Annotated in this window: 25 protein-coding genes; 24 read left to right on the top strand and 1 reads right to left on the bottom strand. The window is 39.3% G+C overall.

Translation table 11 applies throughout. The annotated features are described in order from the left end of the window. Positions 1-120 precede the first annotated feature (120 nt). The 20 genes from FZC41_RS05865 to FZC41_RS05770 all read left to right on the top strand — a co-directional run bounded on the left by FZC41_RS05865 (position 121) and on the right by FZC41_RS05770 (position 17,053). Positions 121-2,466 (top strand): pyridine nucleotide-disulfide oxidoreductase/dicluster-binding protein, encoded by a 2,346-nt coding sequence (locus FZC41_RS05865; protein WP_148566468.1) that lies wholly within the window; start codon positions 121-123, stop codon positions 2,464-2,466. A 1-nt stretch (position 2,467) separates the two neighbouring features. Then, positions 2,468-2,674: a DVU_1557 family redox protein gene (locus FZC41_RS05860; protein ID WP_148566467.1), complete on the top strand. Its 207-nt coding sequence runs from the start codon at positions 2,468-2,470 to the stop codon at positions 2,672-2,674. 1 nt (position 2,675) lies between these two features. Continuing rightward, positions 2,676-3,392 (top strand): DVU_1556 family methyltransferase, encoded by a 717-nt coding sequence (gene trsM / locus FZC41_RS05855; protein WP_243136658.1) that lies wholly within the window; start codon positions 2,676-2,678, stop codon positions 3,390-3,392. A 3-nt stretch (positions 3,393-3,395) separates the two neighbouring features. Further along, complete coding sequence (locus FZC41_RS05850; protein ID WP_148566465.1) at positions 3,396-3,845, top strand: DVU_1555 family C-GCAxxG-C-C protein; 450 nt, start codon at positions 3,396-3,398, stop codon at positions 3,843-3,845. Positions 3,846-3,847: 2 nt separating this feature from the next. Then, complete coding sequence (gene trsS, locus FZC41_RS05845; RefSeq protein ID WP_148566464.1) at positions 3,848-5,203, top strand: radical SAM (seleno)protein TrsS; 1,356 nt, start codon at positions 3,848-3,850, stop codon at positions 5,201-5,203. An 8-nt stretch (positions 5,204-5,211) separates the two neighbouring features. Beyond that, on the top strand, positions 5,212-6,519 hold the full coding sequence (locus FZC41_RS05840; RefSeq protein WP_148566463.1) for a DVU_1553 family AMP-dependent CoA ligase: 1,308 nt from the start codon (positions 5,212-5,214) through the stop codon (positions 6,517-6,519). Further along, entirely contained in the window at positions 6,512-7,555 is a 1,044-nt protein-coding gene (locus tag FZC41_RS05835) for an XdhC family aldehyde oxidoreductase maturation factor (RefSeq protein ID WP_148566462.1), read from the top strand. Before FZC41_RS05840 ends, FZC41_RS05835 begins: the two co-directional genes overlap by 8 nt. Beyond that, positions 7,552-8,676: a DVU_1551 family NTP transferase gene (locus FZC41_RS05830; RefSeq protein ID WP_148566461.1), complete on the top strand. Its 1,125-nt coding sequence runs from the start codon at positions 7,552-7,554 to the stop codon at positions 8,674-8,676. The genes FZC41_RS05835 and FZC41_RS05830 overlap by 4 nt, the downstream gene beginning before the upstream one ends. After that, positions 8,651-9,244, top strand: a complete 594-nt coding sequence (gene cobC, locus FZC41_RS05825) for an alpha-ribazole phosphatase (RefSeq protein WP_148566460.1) — start codon at positions 8,651-8,653, stop codon at positions 9,242-9,244. Before FZC41_RS05830 ends, cobC begins: the two co-directional genes overlap by 26 nt. A gap of 15 nt (positions 9,245-9,259) precedes the next feature. Next, a complete protein-coding gene (locus FZC41_RS05820; protein ID WP_148566459.1) occupies positions 9,260-11,185 on the top strand; it encodes a sigma-54-dependent Fis family transcriptional regulator in 1,926 nt (641 codons plus the stop codon). Between the two features lie 180 nt (positions 11,186-11,365). Beyond that, a complete protein-coding gene (locus tag FZC41_RS05815; protein ID WP_148566458.1) occupies positions 11,366-11,800 on the top strand; it encodes a C-GCAxxG-C-C family protein in 435 nt (144 codons plus the stop codon). 21 nt (positions 11,801-11,821) lie between these two features. Beyond that, positions 11,822-12,436 carry an HdeD family acid-resistance protein gene (locus FZC41_RS05810; RefSeq protein WP_148566457.1) on the top strand — a complete coding sequence of 205 codons (615 nt, stop codon included), beginning with the start codon at positions 11,822-11,824 and terminating at the stop codon, positions 12,434-12,436. Positions 12,437-12,592: 156 nt separating this feature from the next. Further along, positions 12,593-12,964, top strand: a complete 372-nt coding sequence (locus FZC41_RS17715) for a competence type IV pilus major pilin ComGC (RefSeq protein WP_279235168.1) — start codon at positions 12,593-12,595, stop codon at positions 12,962-12,964. Next, positions 12,961-13,491 (top strand): prepilin-type N-terminal cleavage/methylation domain-containing protein, encoded by a 531-nt coding sequence (locus FZC41_RS05800; protein WP_311135818.1) that lies wholly within the window; start codon positions 12,961-12,963, stop codon positions 13,489-13,491. Before FZC41_RS17715 ends, FZC41_RS05800 begins: the two co-directional genes overlap by 4 nt. Further along, entirely contained in the window at positions 13,481-13,888 is a 408-nt protein-coding gene (locus FZC41_RS05795) for a type IV pilus modification PilV family protein (protein WP_148566455.1), read from the top strand. The genes FZC41_RS05800 and FZC41_RS05795 overlap by 11 nt, the downstream gene beginning before the upstream one ends. Next, complete coding sequence (locus FZC41_RS05790; RefSeq protein ID WP_148566454.1) at positions 13,882-14,385, top strand: prepilin-type N-terminal cleavage/methylation domain-containing protein; 504 nt, start codon at positions 13,882-13,884, stop codon at positions 14,383-14,385. The genes FZC41_RS05795 and FZC41_RS05790 overlap by 7 nt, the downstream gene beginning before the upstream one ends. Further along, on the top strand, positions 14,382-14,810 hold the full coding sequence (locus tag FZC41_RS05785) for a hypothetical protein (protein WP_148566453.1): 429 nt from the start codon (positions 14,382-14,384) through the stop codon (positions 14,808-14,810). The genes FZC41_RS05790 and FZC41_RS05785 overlap by 4 nt, the downstream gene beginning before the upstream one ends. Next, positions 14,807-15,742 (top strand): hypothetical protein, encoded by a 936-nt coding sequence (locus FZC41_RS05780; RefSeq protein ID WP_148566452.1) that lies wholly within the window; start codon positions 14,807-14,809, stop codon positions 15,740-15,742. Before FZC41_RS05785 ends, FZC41_RS05780 begins: the two co-directional genes overlap by 4 nt. Positions 15,743-15,771: 29 nt before the next feature. Next, positions 15,772-16,362, top strand: coding sequence for a PilN domain-containing protein (locus FZC41_RS05775; RefSeq protein ID WP_148566451.1), 591 nt, complete (start codon positions 15,772-15,774; stop codon positions 16,360-16,362). Then, complete coding sequence (locus tag FZC41_RS05770) at positions 16,355-17,053, top strand: hypothetical protein (protein ID WP_148566450.1); 699 nt, start codon at positions 16,355-16,357, stop codon at positions 17,051-17,053. The genes FZC41_RS05775 and FZC41_RS05770 overlap by 8 nt, the downstream gene beginning before the upstream one ends. A 150-nt stretch (positions 17,054-17,203) precedes the next feature. Here the strand turns inward: FZC41_RS05770 and FZC41_RS05765 are convergent, their stop codons facing one another. Continuing rightward, positions 17,204-17,824 (bottom strand): MarR family transcriptional regulator, encoded by a 621-nt coding sequence (locus tag FZC41_RS05765; RefSeq protein ID WP_148566449.1) that lies wholly within the window; start codon positions 17,822-17,824, stop codon positions 17,204-17,206. A 242-nt stretch (positions 17,825-18,066) separates the two neighbouring features. On the opposite strand from FZC41_RS05765, the gene FZC41_RS05760 reads away from it, so the two are divergent. From FZC41_RS05760 to FZC41_RS05745, 4 genes are all read left to right on the top strand, one after another. Then, a complete protein-coding gene (locus FZC41_RS05760) occupies positions 18,067-19,161 on the top strand; it encodes a BMP family ABC transporter substrate-binding protein (protein WP_148566448.1) in 1,095 nt (364 codons plus the stop codon). A 67-nt stretch (positions 19,162-19,228) separates the two neighbouring features. Further along, a complete protein-coding gene (locus tag FZC41_RS05755) occupies positions 19,229-20,755 on the top strand; it encodes an ABC transporter ATP-binding protein (protein WP_148566447.1) in 1,527 nt (508 codons plus the stop codon). Continuing rightward, a complete protein-coding gene (locus FZC41_RS05750; protein ID WP_148566446.1) occupies positions 20,752-21,816 on the top strand; it encodes an ABC transporter permease in 1,065 nt (354 codons plus the stop codon). The genes FZC41_RS05755 and FZC41_RS05750 overlap by 4 nt, the downstream gene beginning before the upstream one ends. Next, positions 21,817-22,749 carry an ABC transporter permease gene (locus FZC41_RS05745; RefSeq protein ID WP_148566445.1) on the top strand — a complete coding sequence of 311 codons (933 nt, stop codon included), beginning with the start codon at positions 21,817-21,819 and terminating at the stop codon, positions 22,747-22,749. The last annotated feature ends 7 nt before the right edge of the window (positions 22,750-22,756 follow it).

Raw genomic sequence — 22,756 nt, 5'->3', positions numbered from 1 at the left:
CTTCGAGGCGAATACCCAACGGGTATCCGCTCTCGTGCTGGTGGGAATACTGGGTGGGCGCGGTCAATTTAAACGGAGTTTTGCCACAGCTCTATTTTAAATTAGAAGGGTAGCAATAAAATGGATTTAGACAAGCTATTAGAAACGGGGGATCGCTGTATTTTTAAAGAACCTCCAACTTGTGCGGCCAATTGTCCTGTTCATCTGGAAATAATAGAATTTATTTCCGAAATTGAGAAAGGCGATTTTCAAAAAGCCTATAAGCTTATGGAAAAGAAGATCCCTTTTCACAGAATCATCGGTCAAATTTGCGATCATCCCTGTGAATCATTTTGCGTAAGAAGTGAGGCCGGTGGGGCGATCAGTATTTCGGAGCTGGAAAAAGCGGTTCTGGAATACGGCGCAGCCAAACCTAAAAAAGTATGGCCGGTTCCCAAGAAAAAGGGAAAAGTTGCCGTAATCGGTGCCGGATTAAGCGGCTTGACAGTTGCTGTGGATCTCGATAAAAAAGGTTATGAAATCGTTCTTTATGAAAAAACAGATCGTTTGGGTGGCCGACTATGGGATCATATTGGAGAATCACTCAAGGAAGATAATTTGTCAGAAGAGCTTAAACTAGTAAAAGATAAGGGAATCAGCATCCAATTCAATCAAGAGCTGAATAAAAACCGCTTAACGGATTTGCTGTCGGAATATGATGCGGTTTATCTGGGCTCCGGTGGCTGGGATGAACAGCTGGAATTTGATCCAAAAACCTTTCAGGTGGGCGAACTCAACCTTTTTGTCGGCGGTGGAATTGTGACTCGGAATGACTCGGTTATATTTTCGGCAAGCTCAGGAAGACGGGCGGCTCTTTCAATCGAGCGCTATCTGTCAAAAGTATCGCTGACCGATTCCAGAGAGCGTGAGGGCATTTTTGAAACACCGCTCAAACAGGATGTAAGTGAAACGGAAGTTATAATTAAAGTTGAAAAGCAGTCATCGATATACAGTAAAGAAGAAGCGATACAAGAAGCGAAACGCTGTATAAAGTGCCAGTGCCGAAAATGTATGGATGGCTGCAATCATTTGAGAAAATTTGACATGTCACCCTATGCTTATGTGCGGCAAATCAATCACAGCGAGCGGATAATCTTAGGAACTCATTATGCCAACAAGATGATCAATTCCTGTACCGAATGTGGATTGTGTAAAGAGGAGTGCTTTTTAGACATTAGCATGAAAGACGTCATCCAGGATACGCGAGAAAGCATGGTGGAAAGAAATAAAATGCCGGTCAGCGCCCATGATTTTGCTCTGAAAGATATGGCGTTTTCAAACAGTTCACGGTTTTCATTGGTTCGCAAACAACCCAGTAAAGAGCAATCCAAAGACCTGTTCTATTATCCGCTTATTTCCTTTTCCGACTATGTGAAAGGTCTGTATCATGGGACCGGAAAAACCGAATATCTCTTTTATCCCGGTTGCCAGTTACCGGCATCCTATCCGGATGATGTCAAGAGTATTTACGAGTATCTGGTCGGACATGTTAAAGGCGATGTGGGTATTTATTTGGGCTGTTGTGGAGCTCCGGCAGATTGGGCAGGACGTCAGGATCTGATGGGTGAAAACATTGAAGCGATCAAAAAAGTCTGGGAAGAGATGGAACGACCGACCTTTATTCTGGCATGCTCCAGCTGCATTCGGGTTTTCGAGAAATATTTGCCGGAAATAAAAGTTCAATCATTATGGGATATTTATGCTGAGAAGGGTTTGCCAAATAAAGATCAGATTAAGATCCCGCAAACATTAAGTATTCATGATGCCTGCGGTACCAGGGAAAACAGCGATCTTCATGAGAGTGTGCGAAAAATTGTATCAAAATTGGGCTATAACATTGAAGAATTGAAATATAGCCGAGAAAGAACAAAATGCTGTGGCTATGGCGGCCTTGTCTACTACGCCAATCGGGAACAATCGGATGGTTTCGTAGCGGAACGAATTCAAGAAAGCCCCCATGATATTTTGGTATACTGCACAATGTGCAAGGATTTATTCGTTTCCGGCGGGAAAAGAACCTTTCATTTGATCGATCTGATTTATCCCAAAGACAATGAGGATGGCGCTGTTAAAAAAATGCCAACCCTTTCAGAGCGTCATCAGAACCGCAGTCAGGTTAAACGGTCGTTGCTGAAGGAAGTTTGGAATGAAGACGTGGATGAACCGGCACAAGACGATTATCAGCTGGTGATACCTGAATCTGTCCGTCAGAATATGGAAGACCGTTATATTTTAATGGAAGATATTCAGGCGGTCGTTAAAAATGCCCAAGAGAGCAGGAAACGTTTTTTTAATCCTGAAAGCGGAGACTATTTAGCAAGCTTGAAAAGAGAACATGTCACTTTTTGGGTGCAGTATGCTCAGGATGATGATAAAGTTTTAATTAGAAATGTATATAGTCATCGCATGGAAATAGTGGAGGAATAAAATGTATCAAGAAAAAGAAGATTATCAATCCTGGATATGTGATAAATGCCAGAAGGAATTGGAATTGACGAAAGTAAAAGTCCACTATTTGGAAGGAGAATTCGAAGTGGAGCTGCTGAATTGTCCGACCTGTCATCAAGTATTTATCAATGAGTCCCTCGCTTTGGGCAAAATGGCAGAAGTTGAACAGGGACTGGAGGATAAATAAATTGTCGGGAAATTGTGCTTACGAAAGTCCTGCAATGGCTTGTCTTTTGGGTGCAACTCTGCGGCCAGGCGGTTTTGATTTAACGCAAAAAGGAATTGAATTTTGTCAGTGGACGGAAGCAGACTCTCTGTTGGATTTAGGATGTGGTCAAGGGGCAACCGTAGGATATTTGGATAAAAATCATGGATTGAAAGCGGTGGGAATTGATCCGTCCAAGATGCTATTAAAAATAGCACAGGAAAATAACCCGGATGGAGAATTTTATATCGGCAGAGGGGAAGCCCTTCCTTTTGAAAATGCTTCTTTTCAAGGCGTGTTGTCAGAATGCACCCTTTCATTAATGGACAATGTGAAACTGACATTACAGGAAGTACATCGGGTTCTTAAAAAAGATGGATACTTTTTTATCACCGATGTCTATGCTAGAAACCCGGAGTTCCTTGATTTATTAGAACCCTACGAATTTGAAAGCTGCATGCGCGGCCTGTATGATATCAGGAAACTGGAGATTAATGTTGAAAGCAACGGTTTCGAAGTCATGCTATTGGAAGATCATAGCGACTTAATGAAACAGCTGCTGGTGAAAACCATATTTGAGAATGGTTCAATGAATGGGTTTTGGAAGAAAACAACGGGTTCTTGTGCATCGGGTTTTCAGGAACAGTTAAAAAGGTGTAAACCGGGTTATTTTATGATGATCGCAAGAAAGGTGGAATAAAACATGAATGAAGGAGCTTTTGAACTTTTTAAACTTGTTTCGGATGGTTTCTGTTGCAGTCAGATCATGATGAAATTGGCGCTGGATATGGAAGAAAGCGACAATGAAGATCTGATTCGGGTAATAGGGGGGCTTTGTGATGGTATCGGCGGAAGCCAGAAAGAATGTGGGGTTCTCACCGGCGGAATCGGCATTATCGGCTTATATGCCGGAAAAGGTAAAGCCAAAGAATGGACAAAAGAAGATTATGGCAGCATGGTGAAAGAATATATGGAGTGGTTCGAGGAGCACTTTGGCAGTACCGAATGTGTAGATCTCATCGGAGTTTATCATTTCTCGGATGAAAACAACCGAAGTTATCCGGTAAAATGCGGGGATACGATACTGGAAAGCTTCGGAAAAATCCAGGAAATTTTACAGGAACATGGTTATGAACTCGGAAGCCGGGAATAAGGATGAGACGTGTCATTTCGAAAACCCAAAGTCTTTGTCCGGTTTGCTTGAAAAAGATTCCGGCCATAAAATGGAATGAAAACAATGAGACCTATATGGAAAAATCATGCCCCGAGCATGGCCGATTTAAAACCCTGCTTTGGCGGGGCAGCATTCCAATGGAAAATTGGGTGCGAAATAAAGTGCGGGCCAGAATTAATAATCCCAATACAACGGTTGATAAAGGCTGCCCCTATGACTGCGGTTTGTGTGAGGACCATCGCCAGCATACCTGTACGGCTCTGATCGAAGTAACTCAGAACTGTAATTTAAACTGTTCGTTTTGCTTTGCCAATGCAGAGGGTAATTGGCAGCAAGATCTTTCATGGGAAACCATTGATACCATGTATAAAAGTGTGATGCAGACATCCGGGAAGTGCAATATTCAACTTTCTGGAGGCGAACCAACCTTAAGAGATGATCTGCCGGAGATCATCAAAATGGGGCATGAAATCGGCTTTCCGTTTATTCAGGTGAATACCAACGGAATTCGTTTGGGTGAAGATGAAAATTATGTTAAACTATTAAAAGAGGCTGGAATGGATTCTGTTTTCCTGCAATTTGATGGAACGAATAATCAAATTTTTAAGAAATTAAGAGGAAAACCGTTGCTTGAAATAAAAATAAAAGCACTGGAAAATTGCCAAAAATACGGAATTGGTGTGGTGCTGGTGCCAACTCTGGTATCTGGCATCAATGACCAGGATATCGGAAATATTATCGATTTTGCACTAAAATGGATTCCCACAGTAAAGGGCGTGCATTTTCAGCCGGTAAGTTATTTTGGACGAATACCCGATTTGCCTGAAAATAAAAAAAGAATAACGCTCGGAGAAGTCATGGACAGGATCGAAGAGCAAACTGATAGTAAGTTTAAAGTGCAAGACTTCAATCCGCCGGGGTGTGAAAATGCTCTTTGCTCATTTCACGGGAATTATATTTATCAAAAAAATAATGAGCTGATGACTTTAAAAAGAAATGTTTCCTGCTGTGGCAGTGAAAAGGCTGAAGAGGGTGCCAGCAAAACAAAAGCTTATATCGCCAGTAAATGGTCAGGCAATCAAGCAGAAAATGATCAGTTCGAAGAAAAAAATAATACCGAGAAAATTATTTCACGGGGATTTGATGAAATCCTGGATCGTATCAACCGCTATTCATTTACTCTTTCAGCCATGGCGTTTCAGGATGCATGGAACCTTGATCTGGAAAGAGTCAAGGACTGCTGTATTCATGTTGTCAATGCCAGGGGGCAATTAATTCCGTTTTGCATGTACAACCTGACAAATACAGAAGGGCAATCGTTATATCGAGGTCAGTGAGGCATTAAATGAAAAAAACACCACTTGAAGATTGGATCGTCAACCGAACCAGAATATCGCCAGGAAATCAAACGGAATTAGCAGCGTATCAATTCAAAAAAATTCTGGAAACGATGGATTATGTGAAAAAAAACAGCGCGTTTTATAAAAAACATCTGGATTTGATCGGGGAAAATACCATTAGTTCTTTGGATGATTTCAAAAAAATTCCATTTACTTATCCTGAAGATATCGAAAAGTCGCCCTATTCATTTCTATGTGTTCCCCAACAAAAGGTTGATCGGATTGTAACACTTAATACATCAGGAACCAACGGAGAAAAGAAACGTCTTTTCTTTACGGATAAAGATTTGTTACTGACGGTAGATTTTTTTAATTACGGTATGCGTTCATTGACAGACAGCACCGACCGTGTCCTCGTTTTATTGCCGGGAAACACTTATGGAAGCATCGGCGATCTGCTGAAAAAAGCACTAACCTTATCTGGTGTGTCCAGTACTGTATACGGATTGCTTTCTAATCTTGACGAAGTGGAGAAAATCATTGATGAAAGAGATATCAACTGTATTGTCGGGGTTCCCATTCAGGTTCTGTATTTCAGTCGGTTGAAAAGTGATGTCTTTAAAAGAAAAATAAAAAAGCTCTTGCTGAGCACTGATTACGTACCGGAAGCCATGATCAATGAATTAAATCGAAATTTTAATTGCCCGGTGTTTACACATTACGGGATGACTGAAATGGGATATGGGGGCGGCGTTGAGTGTGAAGCCTTAAATGGCTATCATTTGCGTGAAGCCGATCTATATGTTGAAATAATCAATCCTTATTCGGGAGCGCCGGTGGAAAACGGGGAAGTCGGAGAGGTCGTTTTCACAACTCTGACACGGGAAGCCATGCCTTTAATCCGATACCGCACTGGTGATATCGCTGCGTTTTCTGACAAACCCTGTCCCTGTGGCACTTTTTTAAGAACGCTGAAAAGAGTGGAGGGGCGGTTGGAGAACCGGGTAGAAATCAGCAGGGGGGCTTTTCTTGAATTGAAAACATTGGACGAAATCATTCTACAGTTTGAAGAAATTATTGATTATCAGGCAGTTCTAAAAGATAGCAACACGTTGGAGCTTGAAATAGCCTTATATGATGAAAGCAGTTACCCTGCTGTAAGAAGGCAAATAAGCACAACGATTCAAGAAACCTTTCCATTTTCACTAAATGTGAAAGTCAATAAAAATCAGGAAAAAAAACCGAATCAGTTAGTGAATAGTATGCTTAAAAGAAAAATTTCCGACATGCGAAAGGAAAGAAGAAATGAATGATGTTTTATTGTCTGTAAAAAGAATTCTTGATGACAACGAATGCCTGGTTTTAGCGACAATTCTGGAAAAATCAGCTGCTGCGCCGCGAAGCGAAGGAACAAAGATGATCATCAAGCAGGACCTGACCATTGAAGGCAGCATTGGCGGCGGCCTTATTGAAGCGATGATCATCAAATCAGCAGCAAAAGTTTTCAAGGAAAAAAAATTTCGGGTAGAGAATTTTCTTCTTTCCAGTAAAGAGGTGGTAAGCCTGGGAACGGCTGGTGGCGGAAATCTTAAAATCCTATTGGAATATGTCAATTATCGTGATCGTATTTTTGAAGATTTTTATGGTGAGCTTATTAGCTATCGGGAAAAGAAAACGGATTTTGTCATCATAACTAAAATTCCAGAGGCCGGCGGTGAAAGTTTGGAAAAATGGATTTGTACAGAAACGGCCTTGTTCGGATCGGAAAGTGAAGAGCTGTTAAGTCTGATAAAGGATATAAGAGAAAATTTTAGTACGATGAAATACCGGGAAGCTTATTTGCAGGATGAAACTTATTTTGTTGAACTATTTTTCACGAATGAAAATGTGCTAATTATCGGGGCCGGACACATTGGTAAGGTATTGGCAGATTTTTGCAAGATTCTGGGCTTTTATGTGGTAGTGGTTGATGATCGTGAAGAATTTGCAAATATTCAGAGATTTAAAACAGCGGATGAGGTCATCGTCATCGACTCGTTTGAACGGGTCATTGATCAGGTTAAAATTGACCAGCATTCGTTTGTCGTTATTGTCACCAGGGGACATGTTTATGATAAGGATGTGCTGGCTCAAATGCTTTCAACTGACGCACAATATATTGGTATGATTGGAAGCAGAAGTAAACGAAATCAAGCGTATCAGAGTCTGTTGGAAGAAGGCTTTACGTATAAGGATTTGGAAAGAGTTTACAGCCCGATTGGACTGCCCATTCATGGAGAAACTCCGGAAGAACTTGCTGTTAGTATTGCCGCAGAAATGATACAGGTTAGAAGGGCCCCGAAAAGATGAGAAAAAATAAGATTGCAGCAATCATCATTGCCGCTGGCTATTCTTCACGAATGGACGGATTTAAACCGCTGCTTAAATTTGGAAATGATACGGCGGTTGAAAGAGTCGTTAAGACTTATAAAAAAGCAGGAGTTGATCAGATAATCCTGGTAATGGGATACCGGGCCGAAGAAATAAAATCATATTTTGAAAACACGCCTGTCCAGTGTATCATTAATGAAAACTTTGATCAGGGCATGTACACCTCGATTGTCAAAGGGCTGACCTTAGTAGATGACAGGATGGCGGCATTTTTTATTCATCCGGTGGATATTCCTTTGGTAAAAGAGCAAACCATCCAACAGCTGATGGTATTTTTCGAAAAAAGTGAAAAAAGAATTATTTACCCCAGCTTTTTAGGAAAACGAGGGCATCCCCCTCTTATTCATAGCCGTTATAAAAATAGCATTATGACGAATAACCAGGATGGCGGATTAAAAAGGCTGCTGGAAACATATGCCGATGATGCGATTGACCTACCGTTAGAAGATGAATCCATTCTAATGGACATGGATACCCCTACTGATTATCAGGCGCTGTTATGCTATGATTCCCAGACGGCACCCAATTTGAAAGAATGTATGGCCCTGCTGGATCGTTATCAGGTATCGGAAAAGATTAGAAAACACAGTGAGAAAGTGTTGGAAGTATCACATTTCTTGTTAAGTCAGATAAAAGATAAAAATGTTACGCTTGATGTTGCATCGGTACAGGCGGCAGCAATGCTTCATGATATCATGAGAACGGAAGAACATCATCCCGAGAAGGGCGCACAGTTGCTTAAAAAACTGGGTTATGAAAAAATAGGAAACATTATTTCCACTCATATGGATATTAGGGTTGCCGAAGATAGAGAAATTACCGAAAATGAAATAGTCTATTTAGCAGACAAGCTGGTTGTGAATGATCAATTGGTTTGTCTGAAAAAAAGAGAAAAGCAAACGTTGATAAAATATGACGGAAATCCTGAGGCTAGTGAAAAAATAAAGCGACGTTTTGAAAATGCCAGGTTGATTCAGCACAAAATTGAAGCAATTATTGGGAAAGGATTGTTCGATGGTAAAGCAGATTTATTTAATTAGACATGGCAAAATAGAATGGAATCAGGAAAAAGCCTATATTGGACAAACGGAGCTTTTGTTAAGCAAAGAGGGAATTGAACAGGCAGAGAAATTACAAAAATATTTTTCGAACATACCTCTTGATAAAGCCTATACCAGCCCGATGAAACGATGCCAGGATACTTTAGCTATCATATTGGCGGGCCGGACAATTTCGAAAACCATCGTGGATGAGTTTAAAGAGATCAGTATGGGGGATTGGGAAGGCAAACCCTTTTCAGAAATTAAAAGAACCGATCCGGATGCCTATGAAAAAAGAGGAGCGGAAATAGATCGTTTTACTCCCCCCAATGGAGAAAGTTTTTTAGATTTGCAGCAAAGAGTCATGCCCGCTTTTTATAAGATTATCATGGATGAAGCGGCGGAAAATATTATTATTCTTGGACACTCAGGGGTTAACCGGGTCATTCTCAGCACCATTTTTGGTTTGAATTTAAAAGAAATTTTAAAGATGTCCCTGCCGTACGGAAGTGTTAAGAAAATTTATTTTGATCAGGAAAAAGAACAATGGAATTATGAAAACGGATGAAAAAGGATAAAAATAATGAATACAAAAATTTATCAAGCGCTTATTAAAAGTTCGCTGGAACGATGCAGCAAATTTGGAATAACAGAAGACCAAATTTACAGCAAAAAAATAATTGACAATGCTGAATTGCAGGTCGTGTTTGCCAAGAACAGAAATTTAATTTTAACGGCATCCCCTTATATAGAACACTTAATGAGCATTGTAAGAGGAAAAAACTTTTTCGTTCTGTTAACGGATAAAGAAGGCTGTATTCTAAATGCCATCGGGGATGAAAAAATACTGTCTGAAGCATTCAATCTGAAAATGATTGCCGGCGCCTACATGAATGAGGAATGCATTGGAACCAATGCGATGTCTTTGGTTATCAAATCAGAGGAGCCTGTTCAGTTGTCGGGAAAAGATCATTTTATCAAAGCCTATCACCGCTGGACCTGTTCAGGAGCGCCGATCAAAGACGTAAACGGAAACCTGATTGGAGCGCTGAATTTAACCGGCTACTCGGATTCGGTTCACCCCCATACTTTGGGAATGGTGATTGCAGCCTCTAATGCCATTGAAGAGATGTTAAAGGTAAAAGAATATAACCGCCTTCAGAATATGACGAATAAACATATCAAAACGATTTTTAATTCCATGCCGGTTGCGATCCTGACCTCTGATTTGGAGGGCCGGATTAAAATTTACAATCAAAAAGCGGTGGATTTATGTGGCAATAAATATAAACAATTAACAGCGACAAACGTTAGTGAAATTATCGAGGAATGGAGCAGCGTTAAGGAAGCCATTAATTTGGAAAAAAATGTATCACGGATTATTAATATAAAGGCTTTACGGAATCATTTTCCCTGTCTGATGACGGCAAGTCCCATCTATAATCCCCAAGATGACAGTATCGAAATAGTCTTTGTTTTAAAAGAAGATCAGACGAAAATAAACAAAAGACATTATCAACCTTATTATACATTTGACAAAATTATGGGAAAAGACAAAAATTTTGTAAGTACTATTGAATATGCAAAAAAAATATCAAACAATCGATCAACCATTCTGATCTTGGGAGAGAGTGGCTGCGGGAAAGAAGTCTTTGCTCAAGCCATACATAATTACAGTAAACGGATGGATGAACCTTTCGTTGCTTTAAATTGCGGAGCCATTCCCAATCAATTAATAGAATCAGAACTATTCGGTTATGAAGAAGGCGCTTATACCGGGGCTAAAAAGGGCGGAAATATCGGAAAATTTGAGCAGGCGAATAACGGTACGATCATGCTGGATGAGATTGGAGAAATGCCCCTGGATATGCAGACGCGCTTATTAAGAGTGCTCCAGGAAAATATTATTACAAAAATCGGAAGTCAAAACCCGATAGCAATCGATGTGAGAATTATTGCAGCAACGAATAAAGATTTAAAAAAAGAAGTTGAACTCGGACGATTCCGCAAGGATTTATTCTATCGTCTGAATGTATTACCCTTGTATCTTCCGCCATTAAAAGAAAGAAAAAGTGACATTTATCTACTTTTTCAATATTTCATGAAAAGTATTTCAGAAAAATATGGAAAAAAGGAAATCGAAATTTCGGAAGAATCACTGATGATATTAGAAAACTACAATTGGCCTGGAAATGTCAGGGAATTGGAAAATATTGCGGAACTTATAGTCAATTCGGAATCATTTCCGATAAAATATTTTATTGAAAATTCAAATCAGGAAAATCAGGCTTTGTCGGATAGTTTGGCAGAATATGAGCCAGCAGCAATTTTAAGAGAAGGCTTAGAAAATCTTGATCCCTCAAGGCTGGATATGAGCTATGTTGAAAAAGAACACATAACAAAGGTTTTAGAACTATTTCATGGTAATATCAGCCAGACTTCCAATGTACTGGGGATCCAAAGAAATACCTTATATAGCAAAATTAAAAAATATCAAATCCAAGTATAAAAAATTTGAATTTCAAATAGCTTATTGTGAAATCATACCGACAATTGTTAATCAATTGTCGGTATTGCAGTTTATTGCGATTATGAAATATAAAAATACATTTTACAGATGGTGTGTTTATAATATATAATCAATGAAATAAGTAAATTCAATATAAATAAATTCAATCGGAGGGATAAAATGGAAAAGCAGGTCGAGAAATATAACGTTTTTGGAAAAGACAAACCAGTTGAGGAACAACCATTATATCATATGAATTGTGCGGAGACACTGCTTCGGGCAGCTAATGACAAATACGATTTAAATTTGAATGATGATTGCTATAAAATGCTTCAGGGATTTGGGGCAGGTTTTTATTCAGGAAAAACATGTGGTGCCTTTTCTGGTTCATTGGCAGCACTTGGGGTATTATATACTGATGAGCGCCCATCCGATCAGGCAAAAATGACTCAGGCAACAAAACTTTTAGTCAAAGAATTTGAAGCGGAATTTGGAAGCTTAGATTGTGATTACATCAAGGAATATCATAGAGATTCCGTAACAGGATGTAATCCGGTTAAAATTCGAGCCGCTCAGGTTTTTAATCGGGTAGTTGAAAGTATGGAGAAAAAATAAAATTAACAAGGAGGTTTTCAAATGAATCGAAGTGAAGCAAAGTCTTTGGGAGTAGAAGTACTGGAACGTTCATATGGCAAGTGGTGGCTCATGCTTCTGGATGGGCTCTGCTATCTTGCATTATGTGCATTGACAATTATCAACAGCAATCTGGCGCTCACCCTTTTAGTTTTTGTTTTTGGTGTTTATCGGGGGGTTATGGGTGCGCTTTATCTGATCTCAGCCCTGATCATTCGTCATAAATATGGCTCGAGTGTTAACTTTAGCATCGGCAGAGGCATATTTGATTTGGTGATCTGCGCAATATTCTTATTAGTGCCAAACCTTATTGTTTCCTTTTTTATTTTTATTATTGGAATCTGGGCCATTATTACCGGTATTTTTCTTCTGATTATATCTGGTAATTCAGAAGGTTTCGGAAAGATGATGAAAATTGTAATCGGAATTGCCTTAATCGCGTTTGGAATCTATGCTTTTATTGATCCAATGGGACCGGCAGGATTTTTTATGGTGATTATTGGCATCGTATTGGGCATAATGGGTATTTTTCTTGTTATTCAGGCAATTGAAATGAAGAAAAATTATGCGCAAATCAAACGGGAAGAAAAAGGTTATGATGATTATAAAGTTGAATAGATAATTATGCAATTCAATCAGTAATGGAATAGAATTGAAAAAAACAATATATTGATGAACCGAATGAAAAAGAAGAGTAAATATTATTAATATTTACTCTTCTTTTAATTTGGAAATCGTGATACTATCATACAAAAAAGAGAATGGGGAGAAAAAGTGGAAGAAAATGGTAATTGTATTAAACGAGATGTAAACGTTTCCGGCTTTACTCTGATTGAGCTGATTGTAGTAATCGCCATTTTAGGAGCGTTAACAGCCTTGGCACTGCCACGATTCACTGGCGTTCTTATTAATTCACAGGCAAGAACAGATCAGGCAAATGTCCGCATTGTTCAAAGTGCCATAGAATTATATGAGGCCGAACGAGCAGAAAATCTATCGACATTCACTACTTTTAATGATCTGATTACTGAGCTAAATAAAAAAGGTTATATTAAAGAAATCGCCATAGCACCAGTCAGCAAAGGAAAAGTATTCACTTATGATTCAACAACAAGAACCGTCGGGATAACGGATTCCGTGAAGTGATTAACATAATACGAAGAATCAACCACTTTATAATAAGCTTACAAAAGAGAAAAGAGGCAAAGTATTCAAAGCAGAAATCAAATAGAGCGCAAAATGGATTTACAATAATGGAACTCATGGTGACATTGGCAATTTTATCTTTGCTAACGGTAACCATGTTCAGTATCAATTTGAGCGAAAAAGGAAAACTAACAGAAAGAGCTTTTAACGAGGAATGCGAAAAAACGTTATACACATTACTTCAGTATCAAAATGAAGCCATTATGGATGGAAATTATCGGCAGGTTCGCTTGCTTGATAATGGTATGCAAATTTCATGGACGAAAGATAAAGTTCATCATATTGTTTTTATTCCAGCGAATACTTTTAGTTATACCGGTTCATATACCAAGGAGATTGCGTTGAATTTATATGGGCATGGGACGGTGTCGCAAGGAGGAACAGTTAATCTTGTCAGTCCCATTGGGGTAACCAGAAAAATAATAGTACAACTCGGAAACGGAAGGATTTATTTGGATGAACCATAAATTTAAAGGTTTTTATAAATGGGTACTGGGCGTGCAAAATGGTTATACATTGGTGGAAGCAATTATCGCGATTGCTATTTGCGGATTTGGTCTTGCCACCATCCTTGGGCTTTATGGAATGGCGATTAAAACTGAGATGGTATCAAAAAGTATTTTCGAACAGTCCATTGAAATAAACAGTATTGCTGATGAGATTAACGGGAGTTTAGGTGATTCAACCGCTTTAACCCTTTCCGAAAAGGTGGATTCTGTTTTGCAGGGTAAATACTCAGGTTATCGGCGGGAAGAAATTCAGGGGGACGATCAGTCGGGTTTGTATACAATTAAGATTATACATAAAGGGAAAAATAGCGCAGAAAAGCACTTCTATATCAAAGTTTCCTGGAGGTCATGGTGATCATCCGGCTTGACCATAATAAAGGGTTTTCCCTCATTGAAGTAATAACAGCGCTGATGGTTATTTCGCTGGTTTTAGTGATGCTTTTGTCAGGTTTAATATTTGTCAACAGCATCGACCAAAAAGCCGAAACCAATCAGAAGGTTTCCTATAATGAACGCTATTTAAACCTCTATTTTCAAAAACAAGTTTTAGAATCCGAGCGAATCATAGTCAAATCTGATCGTATTTATTTGCAGGATTTAGAAAATCCAGATCTTTATTATAATTATTATCAATTTAGAAATGGCTTTTTAAGACGTTATAAAGTATATAAAGGCAGTCTCAATTCAATTGGTTCAGGGGGAAACAGTCAGTTTACCGACAACGTTCAGGCGTTTTCTCTTTCATTGGGACCTAATAATGAAATTGTGCTGGAATACACCTTGTCTGTTGATGGCGAAAATTTTTATCGCAAAACGACGATTCGGCATGGAAAGACGGTGGAAATTATTTGAAAAAGATAATCAATAATGAAAAAGGATTTATTCTGCCGTTAGTGCTTGTGGTGATTGCCTTGCTGGCTGGAGGTGTGGGATACCTACTAACTCAGGGGATGGCTGAACTTAAGGCAAATGTCTTGAACCAGGACTATGAGCTTTGCATTCTAACCGGAAAAAATGCCCTGGCAGTTGCTCGATCCGAACTGGAGAATGACATTAATTATAGAGGAACCAGTGGCATGCAGGCTGATGAAAATGGTGGCAACTACAGCATTGTTATAACTGTGGCAGCCGAAAACTACCGTTTTGTTGATGTGAAAAGCAATTATGGAGACTTCCACAAAAAATTCAATGGCGAAATAGAGATTATTCCGAAAAATGATGAAACAAGTAAAGGGATCGTTTCAACGTTTAAATGGAAGATGCTGGAGGCGGAATGAAAAAGAAAAAGAGGCAGTGGGTCGTAGATTTAGGAGAAGAAGTAACGAAAATAACGAAAGGATTTTGCACGGATGCAGGGATTATACAAATCGAAAACTACTGGATAGAGAAAACACCCAATGATGTTTTTAATGAAGGAATTCCTGAAAAAAAAATAGATCTGGTGGTGTTTTTAAGAACGTTGCTGAAAGAACATCACATAAGCGATGATTTGCTGCTGGTAATCAATCATAAAAATATGGTTGTATCCTCCTTTGCATTTCCAATGATGCAAATAGAAGAGGTTAAGGAAGCAATCAATTGGAAGATGCAGGTTATGATACCGGAAAAATTTGATAACTGGCGGATTGATTTTTTAGCAAAAGAACGAACGGAAATTTTTGAATATTTGGGTATTGATGTTAAAAAGCTGGATGTGCTGGGAGTTGCCGTTCATAAAGAAGTATTGAAAGCTTATTGCAAGGTGTTTAATAGTACCAAACATGGCCTGAAAAGGATTGAACCGCAATTCAGTGTCTTGGGAAAATTATTTGCGGAGAATCAAAAGAATGCGGATTTAATAATAGATATGGGTCAGACAAGTGCCCGTCTGTTGTTTTATGATCATGGTTTTCTTCAGGAAGAGAGACGGATAGAAATGAATGGTTCAGCTGATTTCGAAATTTATTTAATATCTGTGGTTAAAGGGATAAAAGAGAGTTTTCAATCACCATTGGGACTTGCCAGAGGATACGAAAATAGCAATATCTATTTATTAGGCGGAAAAAGTCTGGAATATGGGGTTCTAAATTACATTAAAGAGAAGATTAACAAGGAAGTCAAATATTTTTCGATTTTTTTGGAAGATCAGAGTTTGTTTCATTTTCCAAAGGAAATGACGGAAGCGGAACTTTGCTTATTACTGCCCTGCTTAAGCGGAATGTTAAAATAATAATAGAATGATAGGATTGGAAGGCAACCATGAAGACAGAAATAAATCTATTGCCAATTCGTTCCCGGAAAAAGAAGCCGGGAAAAGTATCCGGAAGAAAGTTGTGGATCCTGGCGATTTGGGGGACCGCTATTTTGTTTTTAATGGCATATGGAAGTTTGGTCGTTATGAATCAGGTTCTCTTAAATAGAATACAACAGGTTGAGGAAGTTATAAGAAATAAAAGCGGCGATCAGATTATCTATCAGAATATTTCAGATCAAAATGAATTGTTGGAGTATCAAAATAAACTTAAAAAAGTTTTAACCCGGAATAAGGATACATCTCTGAAAGCGTTGAATGGGGTTAATGATTCGCTTCCGACTGGAGTCAATCTAATCGAATATACATATATTGATGGAAAATTAATCGTATCTGGCCGAACGAAAAACCAGGAAGATATTTTTCAGTTCAGAGACAAGCTCATGACACAGGAATTGTTCAAAAATGTCAGTATCCAAGATACCGCAAAAAAATCATTGCTGGAAACCGAACATAAAAATACCATTAATGAGGTTTTAAACGAAAATATTTGGGAATTTACATTTGAAATAGAAACAACAGAGGTTCAATATGAGTAGAAGTATCATTGACAAGGAGAATCAGGAAAAAAGTGAAACAACAAATAAAGGGTTAAAGTTAGAGATTGAAAAAGGACTGATTCTCGCTGCCTTTATCATTATGCTAACAGTATTGTTTCTGGTTCCGGAATATGAAATGGTTGTCGCTAACAAAGAAATGTTAGCAGAAAAAAACAACATCAGTATTGGTTTTCCAGAAAAAATGACGGAGAAAGAATATTTATCAGAATTCGGAAATATTCGCGAAAAAATTGAAGAATATAAGATCAATATTCCAGATATGATTGATTCCGTAGGATTATATGCAGGTATCGTTGAAATGGCAGAGAAAGCGGAAGTCGAATTAATCTCTGTTAAATTTAATCCAATCGATACTCAAATGGATGAGGCTGTTGGTCTGGAAATGGAAAATGAAGATAAAATAATCAAAGGGCCGGATGGAAGATATCTGGCCAGGTGTTCATTTGCAATTATTTATTCCGGGAATGAGGCGAACTCCATTCGCTTTCTTCAGGAAGTGGAGAATTATCAACCAATTTTGAAAACAACTGATTTCGAAATTAAAGGGGAAGTGTTATCTGAAAAGACAATGACGTTGAAGCTGGAAAGTTATGGAATGATCGATGAGGAGACTTATACGAAAGTAAATCAGGGCGAAAACAAAAATAATTCAAATAACCTGATGCAATAGAGTAAATTGTGATAGGACGAATTGAAAAAATTTAAAGGCCAACATTATTGTCGGTGTTTTGATTGTCACCAGGATTGGTTACAACCAGATAAATGCTGACCTTCAAATTTAGAGTTGTCTTTTTGATGTGTCGCTGGTTTATAATTTAAGTTAGAGATTGTCAAGGATTTCTTCTAAACGCGAATGAATATCTAAAAACACATGATGAAGTTCATTAGTTTCCTGGATGGAAAGGCTTTCAAGAACACGATTAAAAGGTCTGAACAGATCAGAATGGGCATGATCTAGCTGAGAAAAAATTGATTGACCATCCTCAGAGAGTGTAAAAACAACTTCCCGAACATTAATCGGTGATTTTTCTTTTTTTATCAGCTCTTTTTCTAAAAGTTTAGAGGTGCATTTCGAAATGGCGCTCTTAGAAATTCCTATTTTATTTGCAAGCTGAGTTAAATTGATGCCTGAAAAGTGACCGATCATGTCAAGAGCTTTGAGCTCTGAAGGGAATAAGGAGTATGAATGATTGCTGACATTAAAAGCCTGCGGTAAGACAAGAATATTTTGGTAAAGAACGGCTGAATCAATCATGAGTTTTTTTAGCACAGCATAATCAACTCCTGCCGTTGGCTGAATGTTGTCTTGCGGAACAGATTTTGATTTTTTACTAATAACACCCACCTTTTTTTCTTCATTCAGGTTTTTCTTTTTTGTTTCTTTTTTTGAATCCTTACCTTCTTTGATATCCAATTTCTTGCTTTTCTTTTCTTTTTTCAAAACGACACTCCTTTCAAAATGAAAATACGTACCTTTTCTAAGGTGAAGGTTTTAGTTCACCCTGTTTACATATTATAATAATAACGAATTAATGGGTTGATTGCAACAAAAATCGACAATAAATGCACCCCGCTGTTTTGCTTTTTTTAGATTGCATTTTAGATGCTTTTTAGGTAGAATACTAATGTGGGTAAGACTGTTTATTTTAACAGGTTGCACTAATTATAATTAGGAGGAACAGAATGAAAAAGAAATTGGGAGTATTGATGCTTGCGCTGATTATGGTTGTAGTCAGTGTTGTAGGTTGTAGTTCAGGTTCGACAACAAAAACGAATGCCGTGACTAAGGTTGGTTTTCTTTATGTTGGCCCTGCCGATGATGGCGGGTGGTCACAAGTTCATGATCAAGGCCGTGCAAAAATGGTTGAGCACTTTAACGGTAAAGTTGAGACAGTAGTGAAAGAAAATGTTGCGGAAGAAAAAAGTGCCGTTGTCTCAACAGTCAGAGATATGGTTGATCAGGGCTGTACAATTATTTTTGGAACCAGTTATGGTTTCATGGATGGCATGGTAGAAGCTGCTAAAGAATTTCCAAATGTTAAATTCGAACATTGCTCAGGCTATATGACATCTGATAATTTAGGAACTTATTTCGGACGAATTGAAGAACCTCGTTATTTATCAGGAATTGTCGCCGGCTTAACGACAAAAACAAATAAAATCGCATACATTGCAGCAATGCCGATTCCAGAATGTGTTCGGGGAATCAATGCCTTTGCGCTGGGCGTAAAATCGGTAAATCCAACTGCAACTGTAAATGTGTCGTGGACCAATACATGGTATGACCCGACCGTTGAAAAAGCCGCAGCCGAAGCTTTGATTCAGCAAGGATGCGACGTAACAGCTCAACATCAAGATTCAACAGCTGTTATGGAAGCAGCTAAGGAAGCCGGAAAATTATCGATAGGTTATGACCTAAGCGCAGCTGCAACGATGCCGGAAGTATATATGACAGCACCGCTGTGGGATTTTAGCGGTTATTATACCGAGAGAGTTCAAGCGGTCATCGATGGTACCTGGAAATCTGATACGTATTGGGGCGGCATGAATGACGGTATTGTTTCACTTGATACTTTAACAAAGCTGGCACCAGGATCGGCTCAAGCCCAGGTTGATACGGCAACAGCAGCAATTAAAGCGGGAACACTTAATGTTTTTGCAGGCGAGATAAAAGATCAGACCGGAACAGTACGAGTGAATGCCGGTACGGTGCTGACAGATGAAGCGGAATTAAGCATGGATTGGTTTGTCGACAACGTGGTTGGCAGTGTAAACTAGTCAGAAAATGTAATAACGGACAGAGCCTTAAAGACTCTGTCCGCTATTTTATAGTAAAGGTGAAAGCATGAATAATGATTATGTTGTAAAAATGAAAAACATCACGAAGGTTTTTGGCAAAGTCAAAGCCCTGGATCATGTGGAATTTTCATTAAAAAAGGGAGAAGTACATGCCATCTTAGGCGAGAATGGGGCGGGCAAAAGCTCACTGATGAACGTCCTCAACGGTATCTATATGCCGGATGAGGGTTCGGTAGAAGTGAAGGGACAGGTCGTCAATATCAGCTCTCCTAAAGATGCGCTGGACTTAGGAATTGGCATGCTGCCTCAGCATTATAAATTGGTGGAAGCTTTTTCCGCCATCGAAAATATTGCGGCAGGCAGTCGCAGGACAACCCCTTTTTTAAATAAAAAAAAGATTTTAGATGAGATGGGGAAATTGATCGATAAATTGGGAATGGATATCGAGCCATTTAAAAAAGTCTATGAAATGTCAGTCGCCGAAAAGCAAAGTTTGGAAATTTTCAAAGTATTGTATCGCGGGGCAGATGTTTTAATTTTAGATGAGCCAACCGCGGTTCTGACACCGCAGGAGATCGAAAACTTATTTGGAATTATCAGAAGAATGGTCAGTAACGGCTGCTCGGTTATTATTATTACGCACAAATTGGAAGAAGTCATGGAAATCAGTGATCGGATTACCATTATGAGGAAAGGAACGACCATTCAGACCGTAAAAAAAAGCGAAACAACACCTCAGGAGTTGGCCGGAATGATGGTTGGGGATGTTATGGAGCTAAATGTCCCATTTCTTGAGGTGGAACGAGGAGAAAAGTCTTTAGAAGTAAAATCAATGACGGCCATCGATCGTAACAAGGTAACGATTTTAGATAATGTGACCTTTGATCTTTACGCGGGAGAAATTCTGGGGGTCGCCGGGATCGCGGGAAGTGGACAAAAAGAGCTGTGTGAAGGGATCGCAGGATTATACCCGATCAAGAGCGGCGAAGTTGTTTTTGAAGGTGAAAATATTGTTGGCAAAACACCGGAAAAAATTTATGAGATGGGGATCAGTTTGAGTTTTGTTCCCGAGGATCGTCTGGGAATGGGGCTGGTATCGTCTATGGATATTATCGACAATGTTTTACTTAAAGATTATCGAAATAAAAAAGGCTTGGGAATTTCCCGGGTTGTTTCCCGTGGAAAAGCAGAGTTGCTGGTTGAAAAGCTCAATGTTTCAACACCAGGGATAGAGAATCATGCCGTTAGTCTTCTTTCCGGCGGAAATATCCAAAAGATATTGTTAGGCCGGGAAATTGCACTTGATCCTAAGCTAATGATTACGGCTTATGCCACCCGGGGATTGGACGTTGGATCGTCTCAAATTATTTATGAATTATTGAATGCTCAAAAAGCCAAGATGAAACCCATTATGTATATTGGCGAAGACCTGGATGTGCTAATGAGTCTTTGTGATCGGATTATGGTATTATGTGAAGGAAAAGTAACAGGTATTGTTGATCCAAGAAAAACTTCGAAAGAAGCCATTGGGCTGATGATGTCAGGGGTAATGGATGAGGGTGAAAAACAATGATCCATATTGTAAAAAAAGAAGTTTCTAAAACTCGGGATAAAATACTTATACGTGTCGGTGCAGTTCTGGCAGCACTTGTTTTGTCATCAATTATTGTTGCTTTTGCAGGTGCAAATCCCATTGAACTCTATATTGGAATTTTCCAGGGCTGTTTTGGAAGTATCCATCGGTTTGGCGCAACCATCGAAAAAATGGTACCCTTATTGGTACTTTCATTAGGGGTGATGGTTGCTTTTAAAATGCAATTCTGGAATATTGGGGCTGAAGGACAGTTCTTGATGGGGGCAGTGGGGGCAACCCTTGTCGTCAGGCTCCTGCCTAATCTGCCGCTGCCAATTATGCTTTTATGCATGGCGTTGCTGGCTTTCATCTTCGGAGCGATTTGGCTGATGATTCCGGCCTTTTTTAAAGCCCGTTTTGGGACAAATGAAACATTATTCACGCTGATGTTAAATTATATTGCGCTGACTTTTGTCACCGCATTGCAATATGATTTTTGGAAGGATCCAGCTGCAAACGGCATGCCTAAAATTGCTAATCTTCCGGGAAATGCACTGTTACCCAGTATCAGTGGGTTTAATTTAAGCATCCTATTCACCGTCATTATTGTTCTGGTCATGTATTTCTTTATGAATAAATCAAAAATTGGATTTGAGATTGCGGTATTAGGTGAAAGTGAGAATACGGCCCGTTATATCGGAATCAATATCACCAAAACAGTGATCATTGCAGCCATGGTCAGTGGTGGTCTTTGCGGTCTGGTGGGAATGTTCCAAATCAGCGGAGTGAGCGGCGCTCTTTCGATTGAAATTACCGGCGGACTTGGCTTTACGGCTATTATTGTGGCCTGGCTTTCAGGGCTTAAGGTGCCTTTTGTGGTGATGAATTCGTTCTTCTTTGCCATATTGCTTCAGGGTGCATCTTATATTCAAACAGCGTTTCAGATCCCGGGCTCCGTCGCCGAGATGGTTCAGGCGATTGTCCTGTTCTTTATTCTTGGCAGTGAATTCATTTTACAGTATCGGATTACATCGGACAAAAAGAAAAGGGAGGTTGCCTAAATGGAATTTGTATTTTTTTTAAGTGCGGCCGTTAAAGCCGGAACATGTTTGCTTTATGCAACCCTGGGAGAAATCATTTCCGAGAAAGTGGGACACTTAAACCTTGGGGTTGAAGGAATGATGCAAATGGGTGCAGTCATCGGATTTATTGCCGGATTTACTTTCGGAAATCCCCTTGCCGCGGTTCTCTGTGCGGCCCTTGCTGGTGCGGCAGGTGCGCTTATTTATGCCTTGCTAACCGTTAGTTTTAAAGCAAACCAAACGGTTACCGGACTGACCTTAAGTATTTTCGGGGTTGGCTTTGCAGCTTTTTTTGGAAAGACTTTTGTTGGGAAGAAAGTTCCGGAAGCGATTACAACCTTTTTTCAACCAATAAAACTGCCTTTTCTGGGAGATATCCCTTTTATTGGCGATATATTCTTTAATCAAAGTGTTTATGTGTATTTTTCCTATATTCTTGTGATTGCGATATATCTTTATCTTTACAAAACCAAGTGGGGCCTAAATACGCGGATGATTGGCGAGAATCCAGTGGCAGCCGATGCAAGTGGAATCCCGGTTGATAAGTATAAATATTTCAATATCGTCCTCTGTGGTGCACTTTGCGGATTGGGCGGAGCATTCTTATCCCTGGTTTACATCAGCGTCTATCCAGTAAATGTAGTAAGTGGACGAGGGTGGATTGCGGTATGTCTGGTCATTTTCGCAATGTGGAATCCGGGGAAGGCCATGCTGGGGGCATACTTCTTTGGGGCCTTGGATATTGCCAGCTTTTGGCTGCAAAAGTATAATCTTCCGGTTTCAATTTATTTGTTTACCGCTTTGCCCTATTTGGCGACCGTTTTCGTTTTGCTGTTCACATCAATGCGGAAGATAAACAATAAAAAAGAGCCGGCATGGCTGGGAAAAAATTATTTTAAAGAAGATCGGTAAACAAGCA

Source organism: Acetobacterium paludosum (assembly GCF_008086595.1).
Classification (GTDB): domain Bacteria; phylum Bacillota; class Clostridia; order Eubacteriales; family Eubacteriaceae; genus Acetobacterium; species Acetobacterium paludosum.
The sequence above is the reverse complement of the archived record's forward strand: the minus strand, read 5'-3'. Positions and strand labels throughout refer to the sequence as shown.